Source organism: Vreelandella titanicae BH1 (assembly GCF_000336575.1).
In the GTDB taxonomy this organism is placed as follows: domain Bacteria; phylum Pseudomonadota; class Gammaproteobacteria; order Pseudomonadales; family Halomonadaceae; genus Vreelandella; species Vreelandella titanicae.
Genome location: NZ_AOPO01000006.1, coordinates 40,789 through 53,863 on the forward strand (window position 1 = coordinate 40,789; position 13,075 = coordinate 53,863).

Here is a 13,075-nt window from a genome sequence, read left to right on the forward strand (position 1 = left end):
ATGTGCCAGCATGCGCGATCAGATGGAAAAGCATCAGTCTTGGCTCTACCTGATTTTCATTGGCTTAGGCCTAACGTTAGGCATCAGAGCACCGCAATTCGCTGAGCCGCTAGCGCATTTTTTATGGCCGCTGTTAGCGGTGCTGCTTTACGCCACCTTTACGCAAATTCCTTTGCTGCATATTGCCCGAAGCTTCGCTGACACACGCTTTATGGCCGCGTTGATGGTCGGTAATTTTATTGCCATTCCAGCCTTTTTAGCCCTTACCGTTATTTGGCTACCACTCTCCCCCGCCGTGCTGGCAGGCGTTTTACTGGTACTGCTGGTGCCCTGCACCGATTGGTTTATCACCTTCACGCATTTAGGCAAGGGCGATAGCGCTCGGGCCGTTGCCGCCGCCCCACTACTGCTGCTGGTGCAGTTAGTCGCGTTACCCGTTTATTTGTGGCTGTTCCTGGGCAGTGAGTGGTTTCAGCTAACGCTCTCTAAAGAACTATTGAGCGCTTTTGCAGGGCTTATTCTCACGCCTTTAGCACTCGCCTGGTTAACCGAGTACATAGCCCAGCGTCACAAGGCAGTTAAACGCACCGTGTATTACCTGGGAATACTGCCAGTGCCCTTACTGGCCTTAGTGGTGTTTATGATCGCCGCTTCCCAGGTCAACACTGTGTTCGGCCTTAGCCAAGTGTTGGTTCAGGTGGTGTTTATTTTTATTGGTTTTTTACTCTTTGCAGCTCTATTGGGTAAGGGGCTTGGCAAGTTGTTTAAGCTACCCACCGCCAGCGCTAGAACGCTAGCGTTTAGCTTTGGTACACGTAACTCTTTTATGATGTTGCCCATCGCCCTGACGCTACCCAGCGCTTGGCAGGCGGCGGTTGTGGTGGTGGTGTTTCAATCACTGGTAGAGCTATTTGGTATGGTGACACTCTTACGCTGGGTGCCCAATAAGCTACTGCCAGATCCCTAGCTTGTGTTAGATAGCGATTAGCTAACGCGGGAATAACCGCCCAGTACCCCCTGCTTACTCATCACCAGTTGCCAAAGATGAATTTCTCTGGCTCGGAAAGCACCGGCGCAACTCAGCAGGTAGTAGCGCCACATGCGATAGAAACGCTCGCCATACTGGCTTTCGAATGTGGGCCAGTGCCTCTCGAAATTATTGTGCCATGCCATCAGAGTACGGTCGTAATCAGCCCCAAAGTTATGCACATCCTCCACCACAAACAGTGCTTCGGCGGCATCAGCTATTTGCCCCAAGGTGGGCAGTTCGCCATTGGGGAAAATATATTTATCAATCCAGGGGTCAGTCACCGTGTTGCTTAAGTTTTTGCCGATGGTATGTAGCAAAAACAGGCCGTCATCCTTTAAGCAGCGGTTAACCACGTTCATATACTCGCGATAATTTTTATGCCCCACATGCTCAAACATGCCGATGCTGACAATACGGTCAAACTGCTCGCTTTCATTGCGGTAATCCTGCAGTCGAAACTCTACCGGCAAGCCCTTTTTGATCAATCGTTGCCCAAACTCCGCTTGCTCTTTGGAGATAGTCAGGCCCACGCACTCAACACCATAGTGCTCAGCCGCGTAGGCCATGAAGCTTCCCCAGCCGCAGCCAATATCCAGCACGCGCATGCCTGGCTTTAATTGCAATTTACGGCAGACGAGATCGAGCTTGGCTTCCTGGGCCTCGTCCAGGGTTTTGGCATCTTTCCAGTAGCCGCAGGTGTAGGTCATGCGCTGATCGAGCATGGCCGCGTAGAAGTCATTACCCAGATCGTAATGCTTTTCGCCCACTTCCCAGGCACGCTTCACCGTTTGCCGATTCAGCAGGCGCGAACGCAGAGAGTGATAAATCAATTGAGTGGGCTTGATACGCTGCCCGAGCTGGGCACGCATTAAGCGGTAAAACAGCTCATCAAGCCGATCGGCGTTCCAGTCCCCCTTCATGTAGCTTTCGCCAAACCCAAGATTGCCTCGCGAAAGAGCGCTATCAATAACGCCGGGGGCATTCAATTGGATATCCCAGGGGCGGTGCCCGTCGAAATGAATATCGGCTTGGGCCAGTAGCTCAGCAACAAAACGGTGGGAAGTAGAGGCTTCGTCGAAGCCAACAGGCTTTTTTTCCAACATAGGCATGTTCACAGCAGGCTCCTTACGCTATTCCAGTGGGTGAATAGGTTACAACCTGACTACTAGCATAGAAGCGCATGGCAACATTAGCATCATTTGATGGAGATCATTTATGCACTGCAGAGACTAAAAAGCCGGCTCACTCAAGAAAGAGGGCCGGCTGCGAAGGTAATACGCACAGCGAGCTAAACGGTTATGCGCTGCTGCTTTTTTTGAGTTTTAGCTTATTGAGCCCTAGCGCAAAATCAGCACCGGTATGCGGCTACCACGTAGCATAGCCGTTGTGGTGCTACCTACCAGCAAGTGGCGAATACGCGAGTGCCCATAAGCGCCCATCACCAGCAGGTCAATACCATGCTCTTTTTCGTAAGCTTGCAGGGCTTCATCTACCTCGCCTGCACGAATGGCGCCTTCGGCTTGGTGGCCCGCATCGCGCAATATGCCTAACGCCCACTCAAGCTCGGAACGGCGTTCAGCCGTTTCCGCACCCACGATCAGCACATGGCACTCAGTGCCAGCAAAAAGCAGCGAACGAGCCAGCATCTCGACGCCTTTACGGGCGGTTTTGCTGCCGTCAAAGGCCATCAATATCTTTTCAGGTCGCTTGAAGGTTTTCGGCACCATCAGGATCGGACGGTGCAATTCACGCGCCACCCGTTCAAGGTTAGAGCCAAGGTGGCCACTGGCCTGGTGGGCGGTTTCACCGCGCTTACCCACCACCAGCAACCGTATGTCTTCCTCAAGCTCTAACAAGCTTTCCACCAGGGTGCCATTGCGTTGGCGCGTGGTGGGGTTGCTGACTCCATCATCGATAGCGCGCTCTTTAGCTGCTTCCAGCATCAGCTTGCCATGCTCGCGATTCACTTTAGCGCGCTGCTCATCAAGCTCGGAAAGCTCTTTCATCAGCCTTTCGCGGGCACCGAAACGCAGGTTGCCGGAAAGGTTCTGCTCTTCGGGTACTGCTGAGTGGTTGTCGACCACATGCACAAAGGTTAACGGTGCATCCATAGCCAAGCTTGCCCAGGCAGCATAATCGCAGACGCCTTCAGAAAACTGGGAGCCGTCAATAGCGGCTAATACTTGATCTGTCATGTCGCTCTCCTTGCGTTGGTTAGTGGCCGCCCATCAGCTTTTCAACCGCTTCGGGGTCGTTGTGTACCGCATAGCGATCCACGACCGTCGCACTGGCCTCGCTCAAGCCCACAAGCTCTACCTCGGTACCTTCACGGCGGAATTTAATCACCACGCGATCCAGCGCCTGCACGGCGGTAATATCCCAGAAATGCGCCCGGGAGAGGTTGATAGTGACTTTATCGATACTCTCTTTGAAATCGAACGCGCCGATAAAGCGTTCGGAGGAAGCAAAAAATACCTGACCGACGACTTCGTATTCACGCTCTTTCCCCGGCTCTATTTCTTTGGAGCCGATATACATGATGTTGCCGACTTTGTTGGCAAAGAACATCGCCGCCAACAGCACACCAACGAACACGCCAATCGCCAAGTTGTGAGTACCTACCGTAACGATAACGGTGGCCACCATGACGATATTGGTGCTCATGGGGTGCTTTTTCAGATCGCGAATCGATTCCCAACTAAAGGTACCGATAGAGACCATAATCATTACCGCCACCAGCGCGGCCATGGGGATCTGGGATACCCAATCCGCCAGGAAGACCACCATCAGCAGTAGTGCGATACCGGCAATTAACGTCGAGGTACGACGACGACCACCGGATTTAATATTGATCACCGATTGGCCAATCATGGCGCAGCCCGCCATACCGCCAATCAAACCCGCGCCAATGTTGGCAATACCCTGGCCTTTACACTCGCGGTTTTTATCGCTCTTGGTATCAGTTAAGTCATCAATAATGGTCGCCGTCATCATCGATTCAAGCAGGCCCACCACGGTTAACATTAGCGAATAGGGCAGGATGATCATTAGGGTTTCAACGTTCAGCGGCACATCAGGCCACAAAAACATCGGCAGGCTATCGGGCAGCTCGCCCATATCGCCAACGCTGCGAATATCCATGCCAGTCAGCATGTACACAGCGGTGAGCACGACAATACATACCAGTGGCGAAGGAATGGCTTTACCAACTACCGGCACATAGGGGAAGCCGTAAATGATGGCTAAGCCCGCAACGGTCATGGCATAAACGTGCCAAGTGACGCCCGTCAGTTCAGGCAACTGGGCCATAAAGATCAGGATAGCGAGCGCGTTGACAAACCCAGTCACCACCGAGCGCGATACGAATCGCATCAACTCAGCAAGCTTTAGATATCCTGCCACAATCTGCAGCACACCGGTCAACAGCGTGGCGGCCAGCAGGTACTCTAAACCGTGCTCTTTCACCAGGGTAATCATGAGTAGCGCCATGGCGCCGGTTGCCGCTGAAATCATGCCGGAGCGGCCGCCAGTAAAGGCGATAATCACACAGATAGCGAAGGAGGCGTAAAGGCCGACTTTCGGGTCAACGCCAGCGATGATCGAGAACGCAATGGCCTCGGGGATTAGCGCAAGAGCCACGACAATCCCCGCAAGGGTGTCGCCCTTGAGGTTGGAGAGCCAGGATTGTTTAAACTTTTCGTACATGCAAGGGATCCATGGTTTTAGGTTAATAACAGGCCAAAAGCGGTCAAACAGCGCAGCCAACAAGAGGAAGCACCGCCAACACATTGGCACGCTGGGATAATCAGCTTTTTATTTTAAATAGTGGTGAGCTAGCGTTAGGTGCCGCTAAATTCAGGTACTGAAAACTTGAGTACTGAAAACATAAGCACTTTAAAAGAAGGCACTAGAAACAAGTACCAGAAAGCGATGACAGCACAATGAATGCACTATCAGCACCTTTAGGGGAAGCGAGGGGCTAGGGCGGAGTCATCAGCCCTGAAAAGCAATGTTTGAATACATTCATTGGCAGAGATTCTTTTACAGTTGCGAAAAGAAAGAGTCGTGCATAAAACGTGTCGCAAAAAAGCATATTGTAGGCAAGCAAGGTGCGACAAAGTGCCGTATCCTACCAGGAATTCTGCTGCATTGCACCTCACGTCTAACACCGCTAGTCAGGTTCTACCACTACGTAATAGACCACTACGATAGGTAAAGTGACCTCTGCCCCCTTTCTGAAGTACCATTGCGCCGCTAACTAACAGGATATTAAATCCCAACTTTGCACGTTGAAGCGGCACGCTATTCTTTACTGAACACGCCTGCCGATTTAAAGAGGAGCAGTCAATGAGCCAATCTATTGCAGTCATCAAGGGCGACGGTATCGGCCCCGAAATTATGGAGGCCACGCTGCGAGTACTCGACGCCTTGGATTGTGGCTTAACCTACCAGCACATCGATGCTGGCTTAGGTGCCCTTGAAAAGCATGGCACGCTGATTCCTCAAGAGTCGTTGGATGCCATCGAAAAATACGGCATCGCGCTGAAAGGCCCGCTAACCACGCCGATTGGCAAGGGCTTCTCCTCGATTAACGTACAGCTACGTCGTCACTTTGACCTTTATGCCAACGTGCGCCCGGCGATTAGCTTCCCCGGTACTCGTTCGCGCTACGACGATATTGATATGATCACCGTGCGCGAAAACACCGAAGGCGCGTATCTTTCCGACGGCCAGGAGATGATCGACGACGGCGATACTGGCATTTCGGTGATCAAAGTGACTCGCAAAGGCTCCGAGCGCATTGTGCGCTACGCCTTTGAGCTGGCCAAAAACAACGGTCGCAAAAAAGTCACCGCGGTACACAAAGCCAACATTATCAAAACCAGCTCGGGTTTATTTCTGGACGTAGCGCGGGAGATTGCCAAAGAGTACCCCGAGATCGAATTCCAAGAGATGATCGTCGATAACGCCTGCATGCAGCTGGTAATGAACCCACATCAGTTTGATGTGGTGGTCACTACCAACCTGTTTGGCGATATTCTCTCTGACCTTTGCGCTGGCTTAGTCGGCGGTTTGGGTTTGGCTCCAGGGGCGAACATCGGCGAAAAAGCAGCGATCTTTGAAGCTGTGCATGGCTCAGCGCCGGATATCGAAGGCAAAAACATCGCTAACCCCTGCGCCTTGCTGCTCGCCGCAGCACAAATGCTTGATCACCTGGGCATGACAGAGAAAGGCACCGCCATCCGCCAGGGTATCCGTACCGTGCTGGAAACCCGCCGCGATATGGTCACCCCCGATATGGGCGGCACTGGCTCTACCGACTCCTTCGCCCAGGCGTTGGTTGAGTACGTACAGAGCCACTAGTCGACTCTTTCTAGCTGATCGCTTTCTAGCCAATTTCATTAAAGCGGTAACGCAATAAGTACAATGCATTGAGGGTGACCAGCACGGTCGCCCCAGTGTCAGCCATTACCGCGACCCACATCCCTGTAATCCCCAGCACCGTAGAGACCAAAAACAGCGCCTTGAAGCCAAGCGCCAAGGCCACGTTGGTTTTTACATTGCGCATGGTCGCCCGGGAAAGTGCGATCATCTCGGCTATCCCACCTACGCGGTTTTTAAGCAGCGCGGCGTCGGCGGTTTCAAGCGCCACATCGGTACCGCTACCCATGGCAATACCCACTTCTGCCGCTGCGAGTGCCGGTGCATCGTTAATACCATCGCCCACTTTACCCACTGGCCCAAGCCCTTGCGCCTGCCACTCGCGCACGCGCTGGGCTTTATCTTCCGGCATCAGCTCGCCTTCTGCTTCAATGCCCAACTGTTCACCAATGGCCGCCACGGTGCGGGCATTATCACCGCTGAGCATCACGGCTTGCACACCTAGGCGCTCTAACGCTTGAAGACCTTCGCGAGCATCTTCACGGGGTTCATCACGCAGAGCGATTAGTCCTAATAGGCGCTCACTTTCTATCCCGTCCTCTCCTTCTATCCCTATTTCTATCAGTACGGCCAGGCTTTTGCCCTGCGCTTCCAACGCCGCAATACGGGCTTTTATCTCACCGGTGTGCTGGGTGAAAGATTGTAAATAGCGCGGGCTCACCAGCATTAACTCACGTCCTTCGACATGTCCGGCAACGCCCTGCCCTGCTAGCGCACGAGCACCTTGCACAGTAGGTACCGAAGCCCCCTCCTGCCGGTCATAATAGTCACTGATCGCCACAGCGAGGGGGTGGCTCGAGCCCTGCTCCAGAGCGGCAGCAAGACGCACTATCTCAGCGCAACGGCTTTTATCAAGACGGCTACCAGCTTCAAGGCTCTCTACATCCGTCACGGAGGGTTTGCCCGCGGTTAGCGTGCCGGTTTTATCCAGCGCGACCCGCTTGAGTTTGCCTAACTGCTCTAATACCGCACCGCCTTTCATCAGCAGACCGTTGCGAGCGCCCACCGATAACCCGGCTGCAATGGCCGCGGGCGTCGAAATCACCAGCGCACAGGGGCAAGCAATAAGCAGTAGCGCTAGGGCGCGATAGATGGATTCCGACCACAGCATCGTCGATACCAGCGGCGGTACGATAGCGACCAGCAGCGCCACCCCGACGACCGCAGGCATATAGTAAAACGCAAAGCGGTCAATAAAACGCGCCACTGGTGCTTTGGCCGCCTGAGCCTCCTCCACGAGCTTAATCACTCGGGCGATGGTGTTGTTTTCAGCGCTGCGGGTTACCTCAACTTCAAGCACGCCATCCAGATTGACGGTGCCAGCAAATACTGACTCGCCTTCGCTACGCTCCCGTGGCACCGACTCACCATTCACAGGCGATTCATCAATCGAGGAGTGACCGGCAATAATTTGCCCGTCACAGGGCAGACGGTCGCCAGGGCGTACCTGCACTCGTTGCCCCGGCACCAGAGACGCGGCAGCAACTTCCCGAGCTTCGCCCTGCTCCATCAACCGCGCAGTAGAGGGAGTCAGCTTGGAAAGCGCCGAAATACTGCGGCGCGCCTGAGCGGCGGCAACGCCTTCCAGCATCTCCCCCACTGCAAATAGAAACACCACCACTGCCGCTTCAGCGGCGGCGTTTATCGCCAGTGCCCCTAGGGCTGCGATGCTCATCAGCATTTCAATGGTGAAAGGGTTACCCATCTTAAGCGCCTGCCAAGCACGCTGAATAACCGGCACAAGACCAACGACCGTTGCGGCGATGAACGGCCAACTGCCCAGGGTGGGCCAGGCGAATTTAAGCCCCCAGGCAAGCGCCAGCAATACACCACTGACAATCACCAAACGCCCTTTAGGCGACTGCCACCATGAGGACGACTTTTCCGATTCAGTTGTGTTCACCGACTCATCGATTACCTGGTAGCCCAGAGCCGTGATCGTTGACTCAATATCGGAATGTGGCAGGGTCTTACCGGGCGGTGCGGTTAATCGCACCGAGCCGGTGACAGAACTCGCGGAAACATGTTCAACATGGTTTAAACGATTTAGCGCCGCCTCAACTTTACGTTCGCAGCCACCGCAGTCCATACCTTGCACGCGCAGGGTGGTCGGCGACGGAGAAACTGCAGAGGTTTTAGCCGGTGTGGTCGTACTCATCGCTCTTTGCTCCAAGTTAGTCTATCTTAGGAGCAGCGTAATACCTGTAGTCACTAGAGGTTCAAGTAATGAAAGATCAAACCCCTGAGCCAACTGCCACTGAGCGTTATATCGGCATTGGTGAGCTGGCACGCGAGTCCGGCTGCAAGCCAGAAACGGTGCGCTACTACGAACAGATTGGGCTACTGCCTTCAGCACCGCGCAACGAAGGCAATCAGCGGCGCTACACTACTGCTGCTATCCGCCGTTTGACGTTTATTCGCCATGCGCGGGATTTTGGCTTTTCGGTGGAGGCAGTCCGGGAGCTGTTACAAATGGCGGATTACCCCACTATGCCCTGCGAAGAGGTAGACACGCTAGCGAAGCGTCACCTAGCCGAGGTCGAGGCACGACTTGCACGACTCACCTCGGTACGCGATGAGCTCAAACGCATGATCAATCAATGTGCGGGGGGCAATGTTGGCCAGTGCCATATTATTGACGTACTCAGCGACCACCGGTTGTGCCATCAAACGGGGCCTCACGGTGGCGCGGATGTCATAGGTTAACGCGCAATTAACCCAGCCACACATCCAAGAACAGCATAATCACCAGCCCCATCGCCAAGCCAAAGGTGGCTTTTTTCTGGTGCCCGCAGCGGTGGGTTTCGGGGATGATTTCGTGGCTGATCACGTACAGCATCGCGCCGGCGGCAAAGGCCAGGCCCCAGGGCAGCAGTATTTGGGAAACGCTGACAATACTGGCACCAAATAGCCCGCCAACGGGCTCGATTAGGCCGGTTAGCGCAGCAATCGACCAGGAGCGCCACTTTGAGTAGCCCTCGCCCATTAAGGCGACCGCAACGGCGAGTCCTTCTGGCATGTTCTGTAGGCCAATACCGATCGCCAGGGGCATACCGCCCTCTAACCCATTGGCCCCAAAGCCGACGCCCACTGCCATGCCTTCCGGCAGGTTGTGGATAGTAATCGCAAACACAAACAGCCACACCCGGCGAAGCGATGCAGCCTCCGGCCCTTCACGGCCCTGGGCAAAATGCTCATGGGGCAGATGCTCGTTAAGCAGCGCAATCGCGCCCATCCCTAACAAAATAGCCGCACAAACAATCGCGGCGGGCACTGGGCCACCGGGATAATAGATTTCCGCAGCGTCAAGCGCTGGAATAATCAGCGAAAAGAATGACGCTGCCAGCATTACCCCCGCCGCAAAACCTAACGCCAAATCACGAAAGCCACGGCTAGGCGTTTTACCTAGCAGCACCGGTAGCGCACCTACCGCCGTCAACAATCCAGCAATTAAGCTGCCCAAAAACCCTAATAACAACGTATTTTCCATGGACAGCATAAACTCGGTTGGCATTCAGAAAGGCATCAAAGAGAACGACACGTTGTTGTCTAACGTGGTATCAACACGTACTTTAACGCATTAATGCCTAATGAATAAATAACGATGGTTTTCATTAGCGCGATGTCAGTAGTGCGCCTTGGGAACATTAAAAGGGGATTCTCGTGCCTCATTCCGCTACGTTCGCCGCTGCCCACTTTACCCAGCTACGCCCCCGCTTAGTAGCCTTTGCGCGCCTGCAGTTACGCGACTCTACCGCCGCTGAAGATGCTGTACAGGAGACCCTGCTCACCGCCTTTGAGAAAAGCGCCACCTTTGAAGGGCGCTCCGAGTTCGAGACCTGGGTATTTGGCATTTTGAAATACAAAATTCTGAACCAACTGCGTCAACAGCGCCGTCAAGGTACTTGGCAACCGTTAGGCCTGGACTTAGATGACGACACCCTTGACCGCCTATTTCAACAGGATGGGCACTGGCAAAGCGCTGCCCGCCCCAGCCACTGGGGAGAGCCTGAGCAGGTGTTAGAAAACCAGCGTTTTTGGCAAGTATTTGATGCCTGCTTGATAGCCTTACCGGAGAATATCGCACGCGTATTTACCTTGCGTGAACTCATGGGGCTCTCCACCACAGAGATCTGTAAGGAAACCGGCATTACTGAAACCAACTGCTGGGTCATCTTACACCGTGCGCGTTTACGGCTAAGAGAGTGCTTGGATCATGGTTGGTTAAATTAGCTGAGGGGAACCTGATATGCTTATGTGCCGCGAAGCCACGAGGTTGATGTCTTTAAAACAGGACAAAATATTAACATTGCGTGAAAAGATGGCTCTTCGTCTTCACCTGTCGATGTGCCGGGATTGCCGTCACTGCGCCCGCCAATTCGATCTGTTGCACAACATTAGCGACCACCACCCCGCCTCGCGAATCTCTTCCCGCAAAACGCTAGACGATTAGCTTTTTCGGCTAAGTGCTGCAAACCACTACTCTCTCCTGCTTCGCTTCTCCGTCAGCGAACTCCTACGTACGCCCGACAAAAACATTGTATAGAGTCCACTTGATGGCCCATGCAAAAGCCAGCGCATAGGCGCTGGCTTTTCGCTTTTTACACTATTCTACTAACGCAATTAACGCAGTGGCGTCTTACGCAGGTAAGGCAGAACCGTTTCATACTCGCCATACTTCTGCTTGGCATCGGCGTCAGAAACGCTAGGCGGAATAATCACGTCCTGACCTATCGTCCAATCGGCTGGGGTGGCAACGCCGTGTTTCGTCGTGGTTTGCAATGCATCCAGGGCGCGTAGGATTTCCGCAAAGTTACGCCCTACGGTCATTGGATAGGTCATGGAAAGCTTCAACTGCTTATCCGGCCCGATAATAAACACCGAGCGCACCGTTGCGCTGTCTGCTGGCGTGCGGCCATCGGGCAGGTAGGCATCTTCCGGCAGCATGTCATACAGCTTTGACACCGTAAGACCGTCGTCGGCGATGATCGGAAAATCGACTTCGCTGCCGCTGACGGTTTGGATGTCATTGCCCCAGCGTTTGTGGTCTTCAACACCATCCACGGAAACACCGATTACTTTGGTGCCACGTTTCTTCCACTCTGCGCTCAGCTGCGCGACGGCACCGAATTCTGTCGTGCAAACCGGGGTAAAGTCTTTAGGATGCGAAAACAGGATCGCCCAGCTGTCGCCAATCCAGTCATGAAAACGAATCGGCCCTTGGCTCGTCTCCGCTTCGAAATCGGGCACGACTGCATTAATACGTAATGACATGCTTTCCTCCTTAATGGGCGTTAGACGCCCTAATAGCTTATTTGACTTTCAACACCTTCACTATAGATCATTTAGCGCTAAGACAGCGAGTCGTAGTACAACGTTCACTCGCTCTGCCAAGCGTAGTCTAACGGCGTAAAAGCCTGAATATAAATGCCTGTAAAAGCAGAACGGCGCCCCAAGGCGCCGCTTTAAATCAACAACAGAGAGCACCTTCTTTGGGATTACTCGGCTGCTTTGGCAGCTTTATCTTCCCGTTTAACCCGCTTGATCCACTGCTGTTTAGCATAGTGGCGTAGATTGGCCACATTGTCGGTCTCATCAACAATATCTTGCCCCAGAATGGTTTCGATAATGTCTTCTAACGTGATTAAACCTACAAAAGTGCCATGCTCGTCGTAGACAACCCGCATGTGCAGGTGATCTTTTAGCATAGAGGTGAATACCTGCTCGATGTTATGTGAGACGTCCACGCTGCCAATCGGATGCATCAACTCGCGCATCGTTTTGGCATCGTCAGCGTGGTACATATCTGCTTTATGCACATAACCAAAGGCCTGCTCACCGTTGTCCATCACTGGGAAGCGCGTAAACGGTGCTTTGCCATACTGCTCATCGAACGTTTTCACGGTCATGTCAGGCAAAACGGTTTCACACACCGTGCGCGGCGTCATCGCTTTGCTGACGACGATATCGTGCAAGTTGAGCATATTGATAATGGTGCGCGACTCGTCCTCGTCCAGAACCTTCTCTTCCAGGCCGACGCGGGCAAGTACTTTAATTTCATCACGCAGATCGACATCATGCTCTGACTTACCTAGCCGGCGGGTGATCTGCTCCGACATCCAGATAAAAGGCAGCAAGCCAATGATCATCGGGTTTAACAGGCGTGGCAAATACGGTGACAAGCCGCGCCAGTACGTCGCGCCTATGGTTTTAGGAATAATTTCCGACAGTATTAAAATCGCCATTGTCATTACTGCCGAAACGATGGCAATAGAGGCTTCGCCAAACACGACCGCCGCTTGAGCCCCCACAGCAGTTGCACCCACAGTATGGGCAATCGTATTGAGCGTCAAAATAGCGGCTAGGGGCCGGTCGATATTAGCCTTCAGGCGCGTAAGCGAGGCGTGCAGCTTGGGGTTGTCTTCTTTCTGCTTAGCAATATAGCTGGGTGTAATTGAAAGAAGCGCCGCTTCAAGGATGGAACATAAAAACGAGAACGCGATTGAAAGGGTAGCAATCGTGATTAGGAGGAACATGAGGGCCTAGAGTGATGGGTTGTACCCAGTTTATAGGGGCATCATAAGCGGAAGTCAATGGTTCTCT

12 protein-coding genes are annotated in these 13,075 nt (G+C 53.5%); 5 read left to right on the forward strand and 7 right to left on the reverse strand.

Going from position 1 to position 13,075, the window contains the following annotated elements; all coding sequences use genetic code 11:
* Positions 1 to 10 precede the first annotated feature (10 nt).
* On the forward strand, positions 11 to 967 hold the full coding sequence (locus HALTITAN_RS12610) for an arsenic resistance protein (protein WP_009287340.1): 957 nt from the start codon (positions 11 to 13) through the stop codon (positions 965 to 967).
* Between the two features lie 17 nt (positions 968 to 984).
* Here HALTITAN_RS12610 and cfa read toward each other — a convergent pair whose 3' ends face one another.
* The 3 genes from cfa to HALTITAN_RS12625 all read right to left on the reverse strand — a co-directional run bounded on the left by cfa (position 985) and on the right by HALTITAN_RS12625 (position 4,735).
* Positions 985 to 2,145, reverse strand: coding sequence for a cyclopropane fatty acyl phospholipid synthase (cfa, locus tag HALTITAN_RS12615; RefSeq protein ID WP_009287341.1), 1,161 nt, complete (start codon positions 2,143 to 2,145; stop codon positions 985 to 987).
* A 222-nt stretch (positions 2,146 to 2,367) separates the two neighbouring features.
* Entirely contained in the window at positions 2,368 to 3,225 is an 858-nt protein-coding gene (locus tag HALTITAN_RS12620) for a universal stress protein (protein ID WP_039859371.1), read from the reverse strand.
* Between the two features lie 19 nt (positions 3,226 to 3,244).
* A complete protein-coding gene (locus HALTITAN_RS12625; RefSeq protein WP_039859372.1) occupies positions 3,245 to 4,735 on the reverse strand; it encodes a SulP family inorganic anion transporter in 1,491 nt (496 codons plus the stop codon).
* Between the two features lie 642 nt (positions 4,736 to 5,377).
* Here HALTITAN_RS12625 and HALTITAN_RS12630 point away from each other — a divergent pair.
* Positions 5,378 to 6,394, forward strand: coding sequence for an isocitrate dehydrogenase (locus tag HALTITAN_RS12630; RefSeq protein WP_009287343.1), 1,017 nt, complete (start codon positions 5,378 to 5,380; stop codon positions 6,392 to 6,394).
* Between the two features lie 25 nt (positions 6,395 to 6,419).
* On the opposite strand, the gene HALTITAN_RS12635 is transcribed toward HALTITAN_RS12630, so the two are convergent.
* Positions 6,420 to 8,630: a heavy metal translocating P-type ATPase gene (locus HALTITAN_RS12635; protein ID WP_039859373.1), complete on the reverse strand. Its 2,211-nt coding sequence runs from the start codon at positions 8,628 to 8,630 to the stop codon at positions 6,420 to 6,422.
* Positions 8,631 to 8,698: 68 nt separating this feature from the next.
* Between HALTITAN_RS12635 and HALTITAN_RS12640 the strand changes: the two genes are divergently transcribed.
* On the forward strand, positions 8,699 to 9,178 hold the full coding sequence (locus HALTITAN_RS12640) for a MerR family transcriptional regulator (protein ID WP_022522335.1): 480 nt from the start codon (positions 8,699 to 8,701) through the stop codon (positions 9,176 to 9,178).
* A 7-nt stretch (positions 9,179 to 9,185) separates the two neighbouring features.
* Here HALTITAN_RS12640 and HALTITAN_RS12645 read toward each other — a convergent pair whose 3' ends face one another.
* Positions 9,186 to 9,986 (reverse strand): ZIP family metal transporter, encoded by an 801-nt coding sequence (locus HALTITAN_RS12645; protein WP_009287345.1) that lies wholly within the window; start codon positions 9,984 to 9,986, stop codon positions 9,186 to 9,188.
* Between the two features lie 149 nt (positions 9,987 to 10,135).
* On the opposite strand from HALTITAN_RS12645, the gene HALTITAN_RS12650 reads away from it, so the two are divergent.
* Both HALTITAN_RS12650 and HALTITAN_RS24870 read left to right on the forward strand, forming a co-directional pair.
* Positions 10,136 to 10,705: a sigma-70 family RNA polymerase sigma factor gene (locus HALTITAN_RS12650; RefSeq protein ID WP_039859374.1), complete on the forward strand. Its 570-nt coding sequence runs from the start codon at positions 10,136 to 10,138 to the stop codon at positions 10,703 to 10,705.
* A gap of 22 nt (positions 10,706 to 10,727) precedes the next feature.
* On the forward strand, positions 10,728 to 10,925 hold the full coding sequence (locus HALTITAN_RS24870; RefSeq protein WP_223828130.1) for a zf-HC2 domain-containing protein: 198 nt from the start codon (positions 10,728 to 10,730) through the stop codon (positions 10,923 to 10,925).
* 170 nt (positions 10,926 to 11,095) lie between these two features.
* On the opposite strand, the gene HALTITAN_RS12655 is transcribed toward HALTITAN_RS24870, so the two are convergent.
* The gene (locus HALTITAN_RS12655) at positions 11,096 to 11,746 is read right to left on the reverse strand and encodes a peroxiredoxin (protein WP_022522333.1); all 651 of its coding nucleotides are present in this window, start codon (positions 11,744 to 11,746) and stop codon (positions 11,096 to 11,098) included.
* A gap of 224 nt (positions 11,747 to 11,970) precedes the next feature.
* Positions 11,971 to 13,008, reverse strand: a complete 1,038-nt coding sequence (locus HALTITAN_RS12660; RefSeq protein WP_009287346.1) for a CNNM domain-containing protein — start codon at positions 13,006 to 13,008, stop codon at positions 11,971 to 11,973.
* Positions 13,009 to 13,075 lie beyond the last annotated feature (67 nt).